The organism is Psychrobacter sp. JB193 (assembly GCF_002285555.1).
Taxonomy (GTDB): Bacteria; Pseudomonadota; Gammaproteobacteria; order Pseudomonadales; family Moraxellaceae; genus Psychrobacter; species Psychrobacter alimentarius.
Genome location: NZ_NRGY01000002.1, coordinates 87,279 through 104,637 on the forward strand (window position 1 = coordinate 87,279; position 17,359 = coordinate 104,637).

Annotated in this window: 16 protein-coding genes and 1 other annotated feature; of the genes, 15 read left to right on the plus strand and 1 reads right to left on the minus strand. The window is 39.1% G+C overall.

Annotation, left to right across the window (positions count from 1 at the left end):
- Positions 1–185 precede the first annotated feature (185 nt).
- From CIK80_RS08110 to CIK80_RS15335, 15 genes are all read left to right on the plus strand, one after another.
- Positions 186–1,703: a type I restriction-modification system subunit M gene (locus CIK80_RS08110; RefSeq protein ID WP_095569625.1), complete on the plus strand. Its 1,518-nt coding sequence runs from the start codon at positions 186–188 to the stop codon at positions 1,701–1,703.
- Complete coding sequence (locus CIK80_RS08115) at positions 1,693–2,928, plus strand: restriction endonuclease subunit S (RefSeq protein ID WP_095569626.1); 1,236 nt, start codon at positions 1,693–1,695, stop codon at positions 2,926–2,928. The genes CIK80_RS08110 and CIK80_RS08115 overlap by 11 nt, the downstream gene beginning before the upstream one ends.
- Positions 2,921–3,424 (plus strand): hypothetical protein, encoded by a 504-nt coding sequence (locus tag CIK80_RS08120; RefSeq protein WP_095569627.1) that lies wholly within the window; start codon positions 2,921–2,923, stop codon positions 3,422–3,424. The genes CIK80_RS08115 and CIK80_RS08120 overlap by 8 nt, the downstream gene beginning before the upstream one ends.
- Positions 3,399–4,618 (plus strand): IS3 family transposase gene (locus CIK80_RS08125; protein ID WP_095568366.1). Its coding sequence is split into 2 segments (ribosomal slippage): positions 3,399–3,675 and positions 3,675–4,618, totalling 1,221 coding nucleotides; the frame shifts between segments, so codons are not numbered across the junction. Before CIK80_RS08120 ends, CIK80_RS08125 begins: the two co-directional genes overlap by 26 nt.
- Positions 3,674–3,790: a sequence feature (AL1L pseudoknot), on the plus strand. (Overlaps the previous gene by 117 nt.)
- Before the next feature lie 553 nt (positions 4,619–5,171).
- Positions 5,172–6,626, plus strand: coding sequence for an AAA family ATPase (locus tag CIK80_RS08130; RefSeq protein ID WP_095569628.1), 1,455 nt, complete (start codon positions 5,172–5,174; stop codon positions 6,624–6,626).
- Positions 6,610–7,236, plus strand: coding sequence for a TIGR02646 family protein (locus CIK80_RS08135; RefSeq protein ID WP_095569629.1), 627 nt, complete (start codon positions 6,610–6,612; stop codon positions 7,234–7,236). Before CIK80_RS08130 ends, CIK80_RS08135 begins: the two co-directional genes overlap by 17 nt.
- Before the next feature lie 145 nt (positions 7,237–7,381).
- On the plus strand, positions 7,382–7,915 hold the full coding sequence (locus CIK80_RS08140; protein ID WP_095569630.1) for a hypothetical protein: 534 nt from the start codon (positions 7,382–7,384) through the stop codon (positions 7,913–7,915).
- 14 nt (positions 7,916–7,929) lie between these two features.
- Entirely contained in the window at positions 7,930–8,664 is a 735-nt protein-coding gene (locus tag CIK80_RS08145) for an adenylate/guanylate cyclase domain-containing protein (RefSeq protein WP_095569631.1), read from the plus strand.
- 200 nt (positions 8,665–8,864) lie between these two features.
- Positions 8,865–9,857 carry a restriction endonuclease gene (locus CIK80_RS08150; RefSeq protein WP_095569632.1) on the plus strand — a complete coding sequence of 331 codons (993 nt, stop codon included), beginning with the start codon at positions 8,865–8,867 and terminating at the stop codon, positions 9,855–9,857.
- 138 nt (positions 9,858–9,995) lie between these two features.
- Positions 9,996–11,354, plus strand: coding sequence for a KAP family NTPase (locus tag CIK80_RS08155; RefSeq protein WP_095569633.1), 1,359 nt, complete (start codon positions 9,996–9,998; stop codon positions 11,352–11,354).
- A gap of 12 nt (positions 11,355–11,366) precedes the next feature.
- The gene (locus CIK80_RS08160) at positions 11,367–12,401 is read left to right on the plus strand and encodes a type I restriction endonuclease (RefSeq protein WP_095569634.1); all 1,035 of its coding nucleotides are present in this window, start codon (positions 11,367–11,369) and stop codon (positions 12,399–12,401) included.
- 52 nt (positions 12,402–12,453) lie between these two features.
- A protein-coding gene (locus CIK80_RS08165; RefSeq protein WP_095568611.1) for an IS3 family transposase occupies positions 12,454–13,619 on the plus strand; the annotation gives its coding sequence in 2 pieces (ribosomal slippage) (positions 12,454–12,712 and positions 12,712–13,619; 1,167 coding nt in all).
- A gap of 58 nt (positions 13,620–13,677) precedes the next feature.
- Entirely contained in the window at positions 13,678–14,664 is a 987-nt protein-coding gene (locus CIK80_RS08170; RefSeq protein WP_218830325.1) for a hypothetical protein, read from the plus strand.
- 10 nt (positions 14,665–14,674) lie between these two features.
- Positions 14,675–15,499 carry a SprT family zinc-dependent metalloprotease gene (locus CIK80_RS08175; RefSeq protein WP_095569635.1) on the plus strand — a complete coding sequence of 275 codons (825 nt, stop codon included), beginning with the start codon at positions 14,675–14,677 and terminating at the stop codon, positions 15,497–15,499.
- 177 nt (positions 15,500–15,676) lie between these two features.
- Entirely contained in the window at positions 15,677–15,823 is a 147-nt protein-coding gene (locus tag CIK80_RS15335; RefSeq protein WP_179288355.1) for a hypothetical protein, read from the plus strand.
- A 439-nt stretch (positions 15,824–16,262) separates the two neighbouring features.
- Here CIK80_RS15335 and CIK80_RS08180 read toward each other — a convergent pair whose 3' ends face one another.
- Positions 16,263–17,306: a leucine-rich repeat domain-containing protein gene (locus tag CIK80_RS08180; RefSeq protein ID WP_095569636.1), complete on the minus strand. Its 1,044-nt coding sequence runs from the start codon at positions 17,304–17,306 to the stop codon at positions 16,263–16,265.
- Between the last annotated feature and the right edge of the window lie 53 nt (positions 17,307–17,359).

Sequence of the window (17,359 nt, forward strand, 5' to 3'; positions counted from 1 at the left end):
CAATATCCAATCTTTTACCAAGAAACCTTACGTCAATCATTCATTTTATTATTAGCCACTAATTACTGCCGACTGTGACTTATTCGCTTCGGTAATGTACGTTATACTCCTAGCAAAGCGAATTGATTGTAATATCCTCAATCTATATAAAAAATCATACCCTTTAAAGTATCTAGGAATCATCAATGCCCGCCAGCCAAATCAATCAAGACGATATTAATAAAGCCGTATGGAACGCCTGTGACACCTTTCGTGGGGTCATCAGCGCCGATACTTATAAAGACTTTATCTTAACCATGCTGTTTCTCAAGTACTTATCAGATGTTTATAAGGATGAATACATCAAGCTGGTTGAGCAGTTTGGTGACAACCCAGAACTAATCCACGCCATGATGTCCAAGCAGCGTTTTGTATTGCCTGAAGGAGCAAGCTTTTGGGACTTATACGAGCAGCGTCATCAGCCAGGCAATGGTCAACGTATTGACGAGGCGTTACACGCGATTGAAGAAGCTAATGGTACTAAGCTCAAAAACGTCTTCCAAGACATCAGCTTTAACACTGATAAACTGGGTCAAGAAAAGCAAAAGAATGAGCTACTACGCCATTTATTAGAAGACTTTGGCAAAGACATCCTGAATCTAAGTGCTGAGCGTGTCGGTAGTTTGGACGTGATTGGTAATGCTTATGAGTACCTAATCAAGCACTTTGCCGCCAGTAGTGGCGCGACAGCTGGTGAGTTCTATACGCCACCAGAGGTATCGAACTTACTAGCGACTATTCTTGAGCCTGTCGAAGGTGATGAAATCTGTGATCCTGCCTGCGGTTCGGGTTCGCTACTCATCAAGTGCGGGGCGATGGTACGCAAAAACTCAAATTCTAAGAAGTACGCGCTATACGGTCAAGAAGCCATCGGCTCGACATGGGCACTGGCCAAGATGAATATGTTCCTACACGGTGAGGACAACCACCGTATCGAGTGGGGCGATACCATCCGTAATCCGCTGCTACTGGACAAAGACGGCAAGCACTTATTACAGTTCGATGTGGTGACGGCTAATCCGCCGTTTTCACTGGATAAATGGGGTCATGACGATGCCAGCAGCGATCCCTATGGCCGCTTCCATCGCGGTGTGCCGCCCAAGACCAAAGGCGACTATGCCTTTATCAGTCATATGATTGAAACGTTGAAACCCACCACTGGTCGTATGGGTGTGGTCGTACCGCATGGCGTGCTGTTCCGTGCGTCTAGTGAAGGCAAAATCCGTCAACAACTCATCGAAGAAAACCTGCTCGATACGGTAATTGGCTTACCCGAAAAGCTGTTCTTTGGGACGGGTATTCCAGCCGCTATTTTGCTGTTCAAAAAGAATAAAACCGATGACACCGTACTGTTCATTGATGCCAGTAATGAGTTTAAATCCGGCAAAAACCAAAACCAGCTTACTGATGACAATATTGCTAAAGTCATCGAAACCTATAAAGCGCGGGAAAGCGTTGATAAATACGCGTATCTAGCGAGCTTTGATGAGATAGCGGATAACGACTTTAATCTAAATATTCCACGTTATGTTGATACGTTTGAGGAAGAGGCGGAGATTGATCTGGACGCGGTGCGTAGTGAGCGTCTGGAGTTAAAGGTTGAATTAGAGAGTTTAGAAACTGAGATGGCAGAGTTTTTAAAGGAGTTGGGTTATGGTGCCTAATGGTTGGGAGAAAACTGACCTTACTCACTTAATTAATATTAAGCATGGGTTTGCATTTAAGAGTGAATATTTCCGAGAAACAGGTGACCACATACTTTTAACACCTGGTAGCTTCTATGAAAAAGGAGGCTTTAAAGATCAGAAGGATAAAACTAAATATTATATTGGTGAAATTCCTGATTCATACCTACTTTCTAAGAATGACTTATTAATTGCTATGACCGAGCAAGCTTCAGGTTTGCTCGGTAGTGCTTTATTTGTGCCTGAGCAAAACATCTATCTTCATAATCAGCGACTAGGTAAGATTGAAATTAAAGCAAAAGAACGAATAGATTTAAACTTTCTATACTTAATGTTCAATTCTCCCCTTGCTCGTAAACAAATATCGGAGCAGTCTACAGGTACTAAAGTTAAGCATACTTCACCTGATAAATTAAAATCTATAATTTGTTTGCTTCCGCCTTTCCCAGAACAACAAAAAATCGCCAAAATTCTATCCACTTGGGATAACGCGATTGGCGCGACTGAGCGTTTGATTGAGAATAGTACCCAGCAGAAAAAAGCGTTGATGCAGCAATTGCTGACGGGTAAAAAGCGCTTACTTGACGAGTCAGGGAAAAGGTTTGAGAGTGAGTGGGAAGAAAGAGCAGTTTCAAGCTTGGGCAAGATTTATTCAGGAGGTACGCCTAGTACATCAAATACTGGATATTGGGATGGCGATATAAACTGGATTACACCCACTGATATTACCAAACAAGATAGTCGTTATATAAACTCTAGTCTAAGAAAAATAACGCTAGAAGGGCTAGAAAATAGCTCAGCTAAGCTAGTGCCAGCAGGTTCATTGCTTATTTGTACCCGTGCAACAATTGGTGCAATGGCAATTACTTCTCATGAGATGTGTACTAACCAAGGCTTTAAAAATATCGTTCCTAATAGCAAAACCAATATTGAGTTTGTATATTACCTTCTAACGTATAACAAGCACAGAATGATAAGCAAAGCGAGTGGTTCAACCTTCTTGGAGCTTTCGAAAACTTCATTTGAAAGTATGAAGTTTAATATACCAGCCATCAAAGAACAACAAAAAATCGCCACCGTATTAACCAATACCGATAAAGAAATCGAGTTGCTTAAGCAGCAATTGGCTGATTTGCAGCAAGAGAAAAAGGCGTTGATGCAGGTATTGTTGACGGGTAAGAAGCGGGTGGTGGTTGATGGCTAGTATTACTGAGCTGGGTATAAATGGTATTGCAGAACACTATGAGCAATATGGCTTTTGGGTGACTTTATGTATTATCGCTATAGGAATACTCAGTCCTATATTATTTAACCCTCAAAAACTTAAAGAGTTTTTTGATGTATTTTCTTATATAAGAAAAGGCAGCACTAGAGATAAAGAGAAGGCTTTAGAATCAAGCTACTTAGACCCATTAACACGAAAAAGTATTCAAGAGAAATTATCTGAAGATCACTTTTATCAGGCAGTAGGCTTGAGAGTTGACTATTATCTCCGCCATGTGCTTCTAGCCCTGTGTGAGTATTCACAAGGTGAAATTACCTTATCTAATATCAAGAGATCGAGACTAAATCTATCTTATAAGAATAATAAGCTTGAAGTATCTATATCAAAAATAGAAAGAATTGAACCGCCCCGAGATTGTCGGAGACTCAACTTTCTGAGAGAATACGACAATGAAAACACGAAACTATACCCCTGAAATGAAAGAGCGTGCGGTTCGCATGCTCATTGAAGCCAAAGACGAATATCCTTCCACATGGTCTGCAATTCAAGCCATTGCCCCTAAGATTGGCTGTACGCCTGAAACCTTGCGGTCATGGTATAAGAAGCACATCGATCAAACCATACCTGCTAATGTTCAAGCTCAAAGCCAAGCCGAGCGCATCAAAGCGCTTGAACGTGAGAACAGAGAATTAAAGCAAGCTAATGAGATTATAAGGAAAGCAGCTGCTTTTTTCGCCCAGGCGGAAATAGACCGCCCACCGAAGTGATGATCAAATTTATTGATGAGAATAAGTCAGAATATGGGACCCAAGCCATTTGTAGAGTCTTGCCGATTGCTCCATCAACCTATTACCGTGCTAAAGACTTGGAGAGCTGCCCTGACAAGCGCTCATTACGCAGTCAACATGACGACTTCTACATCAGTGAAATCAGGCGCATCTGGCAGGACAGCAAGTGCCGCTACGGTGCGCGTAAAGTCTGGCAGCAAATGAAGGCTGACGGCAGTCATGTGGCTCGTTGTACGGTAGAGCGGTTAATGAAGCAGCATAGCATGCAGGGGGTTTGGCGCGGTAAAGGTAAGATAACCACCAACAGCCGTGATGACCAGAAGCGCGCTGATGATTTGGTCAATCGCAACTTTAGCGCACGCCACCCTAACCAGCTGTGGGTGGCTGATTTTACCTATATCAAGACGACAAGCGGCTGGGTTTATACTGCTTTTATCATTGACGTGTTTGCTCGCGCTATCGTGGGCTGGAAGGTATCTAATCGTATGAACACCGATATGGTGATGGCAGCACTAAACCAAGCAATAGCAGATAGAAATAATCCAAAAGATGTGATTCATCATAGTGATCGCGGGGTTCAGTACTTGTCTATCCGCTATACAGACAAAATGACAGATTCTGGTGTGATCGCCTCTGTTGGTACAACGGGTGATTCATACGATAATGCGTTGGCTGAAACGGTTAACGGGCTGTATAAAACGGAGGTGATTGATTATTTAAAACAGCAGTGGCAAGGTGTGAATGATGTTGAATTAGCAACCCTTGAATGGGTGGACTGGTTTAATAAAAAAAGGCTGCATAGTGCGATTGGCTATGTGTCACCTTTTGAGTTTGAGAAGCGGTATTATGATAATCTTAATCTGTTAGGCATTGCTGCTTAACTTGAATAAACAGTCTCCGATATAGTCGGGGCGGTTCAAATATTTAGTAAAATTTCTTTTATAATTTTCATTATATCTACTTTGTCTATCGTTGCTTTATTTTTATATACTATATTTTTAATAATTAATACAGGTGTTTATGTATTATTTACTGAGTATACATCTGTTTTTTATACCCTCTTGCTTTATATTTTTTTAATGGTATTTACGTCCTTTAATTCTTTGGGTACCTATTTGGAATTAAAGAGTTCGGAAAAAATAGAAAAATACTTAAAAGAAAACCCGATTTTTAATAGCGAACATTTGGTCAGATATCCCTTTTCAGCTTTGACAGTAGAACAAAGCGATACAGGAAATTAAGGTCGCTAGTATTAAATGTAAATATCTTAATCAAATTCGCCTGCAACTTCCATGCTATAACTTTTGAATAGCTAGACGGTTTTTTTGCATTAGCTTATTAGATTAGCTGATTATGATAAGACTAAATAAGTTGCTGCTATACTGGCTTCAATGCCGTTTGCAAAGACACATCATACAATCGTGGATGATAAAAATGGAAATACAAAAGCTACAGCTAACCAACTTAGGACGTTTTGATAAACTAGAGGTAGACTTTGCGCCGACTGAAGATTATCCGTCCAATGTGACGGTATTCATTGGCAATAATGGTGCAGGCAAGACCTCAATATTGGATGCATTAGCGACTTCGTTGAGCTGGTTTGTTGCTCGGTTACGTACTGAAAAAGGTAGCGGTACGCCCATTGATGAGCTAAATATCATCAATAATGCGCCAGCTGCGAGTATTTCATTGCAACTTTGTGATGATATTCAAGCTAGAAGTGAAGCAATGCTTTCATCGTATCAATGGACACTCGTTAAAACTCGAAAAGGGCGTAAAAATGAGCGTGCCAGTAACTTGAGCCAACTCTCGAAGCTGGTAGATAAGTATCGCCAGCAGCTTACTGACAGCGATGGTGCAAGCCTGCCTTTGATTGCTTATTATCCCGTTGAGCGCTCAGTGTTGGACATTCCGTTAAAAATTAAGAATAAGCATAACTTTGATCAAATAGATGGCTACGACAGTGCGCTCAATCAAGGCGTAGACTTTCGACGGTTTTTTGAATGGTTTCGTGAGCGTGAAGATATTGAGAATGAGGAGCAAAATAGAAGTTCTAGCAGAGTTATAACAGAATATATTGAAGACTTTGCTAAGGTGGAGGATATGGTTTTTGGTAATAAAGAGAGACTCGACAGTTTAGATAAGGAAGATATAGAGTCTGTCTTACAAAAGTTTGAACGCATAAATAGATTTTCAACTTCTTTAAAGAAAATAGAATATGAACACCAAGACAAACAACTAAATGCCGTTAGAACCGCTATTACCGCGTTTATGCCTAACCTTAGCAATATTCGCGTACAGCGTAAGCCGCGTCTACATATGGCTGTTGATAAAAATGGTCAGTCGCTAAACGTTCTACAGCTCTCGCAGGGGGAGAAGTCGCTGATGGCATTGGTGGGTGATATCGCTCGGCGGCTAGCAATGATGAATCCTGAACTGGATGATCCACTGCAAGGTGATGGTATTATCTTAATAGATGAAGTCGATATGCATTTGCACCCTAGCTGGCAGCGCAATCTGGTACAGCGCTTTACAGATACTTTCCCTAAGTGCCAAATAGTATTAAGCACGCATTCACCTTTAGTGATTAGTGACCAAAAAGACATCTTGGTGTATTTGTTGAATAATGGTGAGATTGGCGCGCTGCCTCCTTTATATGGAGAAGATGTCAATACGGTATTGCTAGAGGTGATGGATACCGACATTCGTGATCATGACATTAACGAACAGCTTGGTAACCTTTTAGATGCCATACAGGATGCTGATATTGTCACTGCAAAGACCTTGATAGAGACGTTAGAAAATGAGTTGCCATCAGGAAACATGGAGCTTGCTAAAGCAAGGTTGCTACTTCGCAAGAAGGAGTTGCAAATTGCGAAAAATAACTAAGCAAGTAGGATTTGAGCCACAAAGTCTTACTCGCTGGAAGCGCGCAAACCCTCAAGGAAATTACAACGATTTGACTAAAGTAGAAAGAAAAGATATTCGATCTGCTTGTGCAATAGAGCAGTTTTACCTCTGTGCCTACTGCTGCAAACGTATCTCAGGGGATGGCAAAGACTGTATGAATGAGCACGTCTTAGCCAGACGAATCGCACCGAATCGAAGTCTTGATTACACCAATATTGTTGCTAGCTGTAAAACACCCAAGCAATGCGATGATGCGCACGGTTCGCAGCCATTACCGCTTACGCCGTTTGATGCTGAATGTGAAACAGATATTAGATTTAAGCTAAGCGGAAGAGTTGAAGGGGCGACTGCTGATGCCACAGAAACCATTCGAGTATTACATTTAGGCAATGATAATAAATCTTTGGTCGAGCAAAGAAGACAGTTTGTGCAAGCCTTATTATTAGGAGGTGGCATCGACCCTGATGATGTTATAGACGATAGCGACTTGATCCAAATGGTGATTGATGATTTAGCACAGCCACAAGATGGCAGACTTGAAGCCTTCGCACCGATTGTGATAAATGTTTTGCGCCAATGGGTGGCTTAATAACTAATAGTACGATCAACTTCTAAAAGGAATTTGTCTCAAAAATTCATATTTTAAATTTGCTGACCACGCTGGACTATAAGTTTATACCGTAGAAGTTGTTGACGGGTAAGAGGCGGGTTTTAGTTGACAGGGAGTTTGCTTGATGGAAGATAGTCCTCGAATAAGTAATGAAATACTAGAGAAAAATTTAGAGAGAATAATAGGCTTTGTTGCGAACTGTGATAGCAAAGTATCCTACTTACTCTCTGCTGTAGGAATTATTCTTACTATCCTATTTACTGTAAAGCCTACAAATCTCAACTTTCTGAAATCAGCTCTAAATAGTGATGAGACGAATGTACTCATTGGATTTAGTGTATTAACAATTATCTTGTCTTCATTTTATTTTCTACAAGGGGTATATCAATTATCACAAGCATTAACAGCACGAACAAAAATACATTCTGAGAATAGCAGCTCTATGATCTTCTTTGGTGCGATATCAGCTCAAGCAGGTAGTCATGACTACCTACAGAATATCGAGAAGAATGAGTATAGCTATAGAGAGGATTTAGCTTGTCAGATATATATTAATTCCAAAATATGCACAGAGAAATTTGAAAGATATAACAAAGGCTTCAAACTTATTCTTTTTAGTCTACCGTTCCTTGTAATTTCTTGGTGTTATCTATTTTAAATTAGGAGAAAACATTGTCTGAATATGATTATAAGCAGGGAAAGAATAGAGTTGATTCTATCCTCGATAACTATATGGAAATAGAGGAAAAAGATAGGCTTCCGAGTGATGATAACTTTACTTTTGAAAATGGTTACATCTCATGGGTAACTGCCATATTTGTTGATATAAGAGACTCCACTTCTTTATTCTCAAATAATGACGAACCTACTGCGAAAGTAGTTAGAGCTTTTACCTCAGAGATTATCGAAATTCTTAGAAATGATGAAAATATTCGCGAAATAGGTATTCGTGGTGACTGCGTTTATGCTATTTACACTACTCCTAAACAATCCGATATTTTAGAATGTGCTAACAAAACTTTTTATGTAAATACCTTCATTGATATGTTTAACAAACTACTTAATGAAAGAGGTATGAAAAAAATACAAGTAGGGATAGGTATAGCTACAGATAAAGAATTAGTAGTCAAGACTGGTAGAAAAAATACTGGTATCAATAACAAAGTGTGGATAGGCAAAGCTGTAACTGTTGCTTCTAACTTATCGTCTCATGGTGACAAGGATGGATACAAACGTTTAATGTATTCTAAAATTACCTATAATAATATTATAAAGGGATTACAGGGTAAAAATGCAGATAAAGATGTGGATAGCTGGTTCACTTACAAAAGCGAGTTAAACGCCTATGAAGCAGGAGTTGTTAAGAAGAAATTCAATGACTGGATAAAAAATGACTTTGGTGAATAAGAATTGACCTACGTGAATGCATTCAACTTTCAAGCAGAAATCAGCTCAAAGCTTCCTACTTTAATCCCAATCACTAGTGCTGGACTGTTAGCTTATATCTCAGAATCTATTTAAAAGGTAAAAAGCGGTTGGTGGTTCAATAGCAATATAAACATAGAATACGGTTGGTTTTTATATCTCACTTAAAAGGAAATTAGTAAATGGCTCAAGTTAATTTTGTGATGGTCAGAAGCCCTAAACTTATTAAAAATAATCAGATTGGCTATGGTTGGGCGAGCGTTAATTTTTCTCAATTTGAGACTGTCAAAGATTTAATTGAGCAAGGGTTTCAAGGCATCGATAGAGGTCGACAAACCAACCAAATAAAGCGCTATTTTAATCTTAAGCAAGGTGACTATGTGATTGTTCCTTTTTCTGGAGCAGTTGCTATTGCGGAAATAGCTGGTGAGAAAAGTTATCAACCTGTTACCGAAGGCATTCAATATGGGGAAAATAGAATATCTGTCAGATATCTAAAGCATAAGGATGGTTACTTTATCCCTAGAGGTAACTTATCAACTGCCCTCCAAAACAGACTTAAAATACGCATGACTGTTTGTGATTTGAATGAGTTTTCGGACGAGTTATACAAGCATATAGAATCGGTTAAGAACGACAAGCTATATACATGGAACAACGAACAAGAACTTAAAATACAGCAAAATACTGAGAAATTTAAAGTTGATCTACTATCTAGATTGCGCAGTAATAAAGATATAAACCTTCAGTCTGGTGGCATTGGTCTTGAACACCTTATTAAGGAAATCTTGGAAGCTAAAAACTACACTGCACGTATACCTGCGAAAAATGAGAAATCGGGCATACAAGATGTCGATGTCATTGCGACACGTTTTTCAGAGTTCTCAGAAAAGAAGGAAGGCATTTTTATCCAAGTAAAACATCATGAAGGTACAACAGGCAATCGTGGTATCAGACAAGTGGCAGAGTACGAGATTAATGAAGATGACTATACGCACATTGATAGAGTTCTCATCACAACAGCGGAATTTAAAAATACCGATTTTGCAGAGTTGCATGATGTAACGGTGCTAGCAGGCGCAGATTTCGTAAACTGGATATACGATAATCTTAATCTGTTATCAGATGACAGTCTCTCATCACTCGGGATATCGAACCTACCTACGTTGCTATAACAAAGATAAAAGGTATGTGCGACATGGGTTGTATAAACCGTCATAAGTATTCATAGATATCGAGTGATCGTACGGATGTCAGTCGCTAATGTTAACTTCTAATAATAATTTATTAAGTTCAATCAAAGGAACAGTGAAATGGATATGGACATTACGGCAAAAACATTCGATGGACAAGGTGGGCGTGATGAGTTTCAACGTAAAAGTATCGCTGATAAAGCTATTAAGCTTTTAAAGTCTGATATAGATATTTCACCAATGGTTATCGATGGTAGTTGGGGAACAGGAAAAACTGAGTTTTGCCATAAACTGATCAATCTAATGAAGGAAGATGAGACACATAGCATAATTTATATTGATGCTTTTAAAGCTGATCATATTAATGAACCTTTAATGACTGTACTGGCAGAAATCATTAAAACCTTACCAGAAGATTCTAGACGTGAGGGTTTTATAAAAAAGATATTACCTGCTGTAAGGTTTGGTATTAAGGCGCTCGCTAAAGCTGGTGTATCTCACTTACTCAGACAAGACTTTGCCGATGTGGCAGAAGACTTTACTGATGAAATTGAAGAAGCGACTGATAAAGCAATCGATGCTACGGCTGAATTAATATTAAAAGAACATATAGAAGCAGAGAAAAATCTAAAGACTTTACAAGCTGCTTTGACAGAAATTGCATCTAATAGCCCAATTGTTATATTTATAGATGAACTTGATCGCTGTAGACCTAGTTTTGCAATTGATATGCTTGAAATTATTAAGCATACGTTCGATGTAGAAAATGTTAGTTTTGTGCTTATTACTAATACTCAGCAACTCAAAGCCTCGATTAATCATTGTTATGGTCAAGCAGTGGATGCACAGCGTTATCTAGATAAGTTTGTAAAATTTAGGTTTGAGTTATCCTCTCTTTCTAGTAGGAGCTATCATTCTCCTGTTTTAGCTTCTAAACAGCATTTTTTCAATCTAGCGTCAGAAAAAGAATGTTTACCTAATGAATATTTAAACGATAATTATTTTCAGGATGCTATTGAAGACTTAGTCCGATCTCGAAGTCTATCTCTTAGAGAGATAGAGACACTGATCCTACATATACAAATTGTACAAAGCCTTTCTGAATCAGAAACATTTTCTGAAAGAAAATATTTTGGTTATAAGCTGCTTCGATTAATCGGTGTCTTATTAGTATGTTATAAGCCAGAGCTATTAGATCAAATTAAAAAAGGGGTTGTTGATGCAAAGTCATTGGGTGAATTCTTAGGAGTTAAAAAGCTTCCTACTTTTGAATCAGGCAGAGGTGTACCAAAAGCCTTTGAGGTTATTATGTTTATTCTAGCTAAGGAAAGTACTGAGAACGCTGAACAGTACAAACCATCGGAAGAAAATGAAGTGTTTTGGAATTCCTTTGAAAATAGATTTATGGGAGACCACTTTGTTCCTCAGAGAGCAATTAATCAAATTATAGAAACAGCAAATATAATGGCTTTTGAGTAATAGGTTTGAATTATGGCTACATTGAATTTCCAAGAAGAATTCAGCTCAAAAATCCCTGCCTTAACCTTGCTCACCACGCTGGGCTACGAATTTATCCCACCAAGCCAATGCAGTGCCATGCGCTCAAAAGTGGCTTCAAATAAGGCCACCAATCAAGTAGTGTTATTGCCTATTATGCGTGCGTTTTTAGCCAAGCAAACTTTTACATTTGAAGGTCAGGCGCATCCTTTATTAGACAGCGCCATTGATAAAATCATGCACGAGCTAAACCCAGCGATGAACTTAGGGCTGCAGGCAGCAAACGAGGCGCTTTATAACGCCATGCTTTATGGCGTGACCGTGACTGAGTTTATCGACGGTAAAAAAACCTCACAAACTATTGCTTTGATAGACTGGAATCATATTAGCAATAATAGTTTTCACGTTACCGAAGAGCTGGTGGTACTCAATAGCGAGGGTACAAACAGCCGTAGACCCGATATCGTCTGCTTTGTGAATGGTCTACCGCTGGCAGTGATCGAAGCCAAACGCCCTGACTCCAGTAGAGAGTGGCAATCGACCAATGCTCAAGCGGTGTCCCAGCATATTCGCAATCAAAAGCAAAAAGAAATTCCACATCTATTTGCCTATAGCCAGTTATTGCTAGCGGTCAATGGTAATGACGGTCTGTATGCCACCTGCGGTACGCCTGAGAAGTTTTGGGCAAAATGGGTTGAGGAAGAGATCTCTGAGCCTGAGTTTGCCCGTTTAAAAAACCAAACGCTCAGTCCTGAGCAGATTGAGAATCTGTTCGCTCATCGTCCTGTCTCTATTACAGATGAATATAAATCACTGATTGCTGGCGGTGATCTGGTCGTTACCGATCAAGACCGCCTAATTGTTAGCTTATTACAGCCACAGCGTTTGCTTGAGATGACACGCCTATTTACCTTGTTTGATAAAAAGGCTGGCAAAATTGTTGCCCGTTATCAGCAAGTCTTTGGCATCAAAGCCTTGATTGATCGCATTAGTATCTTTGATGAAAAGGGCAGTCGTGAGCTATGCTGAAAAAACTATAGAACCAAACTTGGTAAACTAAGTGTATTCACAGGAGTTTATCATGACTAAGAAAGTCAGAACCTACAGTGCAGCTTTTAAAGCTGAAGCCGTCAAAAAGATAGCAGATAATAATGGCAATGTTTCAGCGACTGCAAAGCAGCTAGGTATAGCGATGCAGACCTTATCTAACTGGCAGAATAAAGCGAATGAAGGCAAGCTTGTCGGCACTAAGCAATATGATCCTGAACTCATGGCCATTATAGAAGAGAATAAACGTCTTAAACGTGATCTCAAGGTTGCTCAGGAGGAGCGAGACATTCTAAAAAAGGCGACGGCGTACTTCGCGAAGCACAGTTGATGAAGTACGTCTTTATCAAGGATAACCAGAAAATATTTAGCATCACCTGCATGTGTCACGTATTAGATGTTAAGCCATCAAGCTATTACAACTGGATAAATCGTGGCATCAGTAATCAGCAGATCCATCGCAATCAGTGTGAGTTGCTAGTCAGAGTGGCTCATGATGAGACTAAGCAGCGCTATGGCTATGAGCGACTGTATGCTTACCTTACAGGGCAAGGATATGCCATAAGTAAGTATATGGTTAGACGTATAAAGGAAGAATGCGGCATTAAATGCCGTCGTCACAAGCGCTTTAAAGTCACCACCAACTCTAATCACAACAAGCTGGTCTATCCAAACCGTCTAGAACAGAAATTTAATGCCAATCGTCCTAATGAGGCTTGGGTCAGTGACATCACTTATATTTGGACAAATGAAGGTTGGCTATACTTAGCAGGTGTTAAAGACCTATATACTAAAGAGCTCGTCGGCTATGTCATCAATAAGCGCATGACCGCTGATTTGGTATGCCGTGCACTTAATATGGCAATCAAAAACAAGCGACCTAGCCAAGGGTTGATTTTACATTCTGACAGAGGCAGTCAGTATTGTAGCAATGAGTATCATAAGATCATTAAGTGCCACCAATTTACAGGCTCGATGAGTGGTAAAGGCAACTGCTTTGATAACGCGCCCATAGAGAGCTTCTGGGGCATATTAAAGAATGAGCTGGTGTATCACCAAGACTATAAAACAAGATTCGAAGCCATCAACGATATCACTAAATATATTGAGCTTGAGTACAACCAAACTAGAATTCAAAAGGGCTTGGGCTATAAAACGCCAAGACAGGTGTGGTTTGACTATTATCGTCAGGCTGCGTAATTAAAATCTCCCAAGTTTAGTTGTACGGATTTGACGGCAGGGGTCAATATTCTCATCAGTGAAAAACAAGCAAGATGGACAAGCATTAAGACAAGTGCTTGCACCAAAAATGCAGGAAATCGATGGCAGAGTAGTCGATACCAAGCTCAAAGAACGTGACGACTTTTATGCGGTTTTGACCACGTTTTCTAACGCTATGAAAGTTGCCTTGCAGTCAGCGTCTTTCTTTGAAGATGCCTCGTTTGGTGGCAAGCGTGATCGTTATAAACAAGATCTAAAAGCTTTCATCAATTTACGTAAGCAAGTACGCGCTGATGCCGACGAAACCATTGATTATGATGAGTATGAAGCAGATATTTGCAGCTTACTCGATAAGCATATCGCAGGGCTTGAGGTTAGCGAAGCCAAAGGTGTTTACCTAGTAGACAATTTAGGAAAAAATGCTAAGCCTGAGGCGATGAGTGATGATGAAGCGCGTAACCAAACAGATAAAATTACTGGTCGTGTGACCAAGATGATTGAACAAGATCTTGCGGGTGATCCTTATGCCCAAGAGTATTTTTCAAAATTACTTAAGCAAGCAATTGCTGATGCCAAAGCCATGTTTGATGCACCAGTGAAGCAGTACATGATGTTTGCTGACTTCGAGCAAGCCGTAAAAGACCGCGACGTCGCTGATGTACCAAATAGCTTTATCGATGGTAATGGCAAATTAAACAAACATGCTCAGGCGTATTTTGGTTTGTTTAAGCATTTGTTTGATGCTGATTTCTTAGTGGATAAAGCGTTAGATAACGATAAGCTTGTCACTTACGCCTTTGAGATTGATAAGATTGTTAAGACAGCAGTGGCTGAGTATTCTATTAATCCAGCAGAAATTGAAAATGCGATTAATAGACGCTTATTGCCAATGTTATTTGCTGACCTAGGTATCGATAAAGCGCAGCAGCTCATTGAAGCAGTACTAAAGATTACCCGACTTGGGCTTTCAAGAGAAACAAAAAGCACGAGAGAGGCAAGCCGCTCAAAAGCAGACAGAGGGTAGGTAGTAGGCAATGACTGAGAATGGCATTTTTTATTATGGTCAAGATAAAATTGACTACGAAATCGTGCGTAAAGAAGTAACGTATAAAGCAACAGCATGTCAGTCTAAAGCTGACATTCTGACCACTGAAAAAAGCAAACCTCGCAAAATTGTGATTAAAGTACATCCTGATCAGCGTGTGGTCGTTACTGCGCCTATTGATGCTATAGATGAGATGATACATGACGCGATGATGAAGCGTGCGCGCTGGATATGGCAAAACCTACAGGACTTTGCTAAGCAAAAAAGCCATGTACTGCCTAAGCGTTATGTCAGCGGTGAGACTCAGTTTTATCTGGGTCGTCGTTATGTGTTAAAAGTGATAACCGATGCAAAAACTAACGATAAAATAAACAGTACGGTGAAGCTCAGTTGCGGTAAGTTACATGTAGAATTGTCTCAAAGTGATTCTGAATTAGACGCTGAAAAACGAGCGGTTCTCGTGAAAAGCTTGATTGATAAATGGTATAAAGATAAATTCACTTCGGTCTCTAGAGAGAGGTTTGAAGCCTTAATACATAAGGCCTCATGGGTAAAAAATAATCCTTCATTGAAGTTAATGATCATGAAAAAACAATGGGGAAGCTGCTCAACTAAAGGCAATTTAATCCTTAATCCGCACTTAGTCAAAGCGCCAAAAGAATGCATTGATTATGTGATACTGCATGAGCTGTGTCATATCGCCGAGCACAATCATAGTGAACATTTTTGGCGCTTATTAACGCAAGTAATGCCGAATTGGAAAGAGGTAAAAGCGAGGCTTGATGGGATGGCTGAGCTGTATTTGAATGAGTAAAATTTGGGGTTAAATAAAAACTAGGTCAAAATAATTCAAGGCGATTCTTTAGGCAGGTATCCAACTATATAAACGAACTTTACAGAAATTTTGCAATAAGCTATCAAAAATTTACTTGAAAGAATAGTCTAATCATTTGATACTAACTCCTTATTTAATGGATATAAGGAGATTTTAATGAGTGGCCCATATGACGATGATGAAGAATTAAGTATTGAAGAGCAACAGTTGAGAAATGACATTGCTCAAAGAAAGGCTGAGCAATCTGTCTGCGAGGATTTCGAATATGATGATAGGACTTTCGCTGACACAGAAAATAGATAAATTATTATAGTGTTTACATTAAACCTCATACAAACTCAGTGAGATTTTAAATTGTCACTTTTTTAATAATTTAAATGGAGTGAGGAAGCTTACTGAGGTTTGGATTGGGATCTATAATAATGAAAGATCTCACGATTCGCTCAATGATATGATACGTTTTGAGTACAGACAGGTGGGTTAACCATTCTATGATTATTTTGTTTTAAGAATGAAGGGTTTACAAAAAATGTTTGATGAGTTTAATAGAAAAGTTAACCCTATTCATAAGCTAATGTATAAAAATGTTACAGAGAGTCAAAAATTAGTTGAGATTAGAGACTGGCTTCTTCCTATGCTAATGAGAATGGTCAGGTGATGGTACCCGACACTTAAGTACTAATATCAAAAAATACAATTTTACTGTATTCAATCATGATTCTGAATACAGCTAAGATCCTTTCTATGAATTATTCCAACTTATTACATGCGGAACGGTATTCAAAAACTGCTTAATTGCTTCAGGCAGTTTAGCTAGTAAGTAGCTATCTATATAGATATAGTCGAGATTTTTAAGATTGCAAATAGTAAGAGGCAATTCAGCTAGTTTATTATTCCCAAGATGAAGTTCTTTTAAACTTGCAAGCTGACCAATACTATCGGGTAGCTCAACTAGTTGATTGTTGCATAAAGTTAGCTTTTCCAAATTATGTAATTTACCTATACTGTCAGGTAAGGTGGTTAATCGATTGTCATATGCAATGAGCTCTTTTAAGTTACTTAATGCACCAATACTTTCAGGAAAATTAATCAAAGCATTCTCGCCTAATTCAAGCTTTTCTAAGCTGATCATCTTTCCAATGCTTTGGGGGAGTTCCGCTAAGACATTGTATTCAATATTTAGATCTTTTAAATTAATCAGCTGACCAATACTCTCAGGTAGTTCTTTCAGTTTATTAGACTTGACTACTAGCCATGTTAAGTTAATAAGCTCTCCAATGAAGTCAGGTAGTTCAGAGAATTTATTATCTTCAATATCCAATCCCTTTAGTTTGCTAAGCTGTGCTATCTCTTCGGGCAGTTCAGTCATGAAGTTTTCCGTCAAAATCAAATACTCAAGATTTCTTAGCTGACCTATATTCTCATTTAATCGCACAAGCCAATTATATTGAACAGCAATACGATTTAGGCTAGGTAGCTCAGTAATGACTTCAGGCAAATAGGTAATGACTGGTGAATACGGATTCCACATTTCATGTCTATAGATATTCAGGGTATCTAATTCGAGCAAATCTTTTTTATTCCGTGGTACTTCGTCCTCAGTTAATTGAAACTTGTCAGCCCATTCCCAAATCTGCTCAATCCAGCCTTTCTCAGTAGTAGGATCGTCAATAATAACGTTAGACTTACTTATAAACTCATCAGCAAGTTTATAACACTCATTTACAGTGATACTCTTGGTTTTTAGTAGTTCGAAAGCTATATATTCGCGTTTAGTGAGTTGCATAATTTACTAATCTCAGTATAGCTAAGCAGCAAGGTTTTTTGGTGGATTTTGCT

Excerpts from the sequence above, each read along its gene's own strand:
- CIK80_RS08180 (WP_095569636.1), bottom strand. The coding sequence starts at position 17,306 with ATGCAACTCACTAAACGCGAATATATAGCTTTCGAACTACTAAAAACC.
- CIK80_RS08160 (WP_095569634.1), top strand. The coding sequence starts at position 11,367 with ATGGCTACATTGAATTTCCAAGAAGAATTCAGCTCAAAAATCCCTGCC.
- CIK80_RS08175 (WP_095569635.1), top strand. The coding sequence starts at position 14,675 with ATGACTGAGAATGGCATTTTTTATTATGGTCAAGATAAAATTGACTAC.
- CIK80_RS08155 (WP_095569633.1), top strand. The coding sequence starts at position 9,996 with ATGGATATGGACATTACGGCAAAAACATTCGATGGACAAGGTGGGCGT.
- CIK80_RS08140 (WP_095569630.1), top strand. The coding sequence starts at position 7,382 with ATGGAAGATAGTCCTCGAATAAGTAATGAAATACTAGAGAAAAATTTA.
- CIK80_RS08130 (WP_095569628.1), top strand. The coding sequence starts at position 5,172 with ATGGAAATACAAAAGCTACAGCTAACCAACTTAGGACGTTTTGATAAA.
- CIK80_RS08150 (WP_095569632.1), top strand. The coding sequence starts at position 8,865 with ATGGCTCAAGTTAATTTTGTGATGGTCAGAAGCCCTAAACTTATTAAA.
- CIK80_RS15335 (WP_179288355.1), top strand. The coding sequence starts at position 15,677 with ATGAGTGGCCCATATGACGATGATGAAGAATTAAGTATTGAAGAGCAA.
- CIK80_RS08120 (WP_095569627.1), top strand. The coding sequence starts at position 2,921 with ATGGCTAGTATTACTGAGCTGGGTATAAATGGTATTGCAGAACACTAT.
- CIK80_RS08110 (WP_095569625.1), top strand. The coding sequence starts at position 186 with ATGCCCGCCAGCCAAATCAATCAAGACGATATTAATAAAGCCGTATGG.
- CIK80_RS08115 (WP_095569626.1), top strand. The coding sequence starts at position 1,693 with ATGGTGCCTAATGGTTGGGAGAAAACTGACCTTACTCACTTAATTAAT.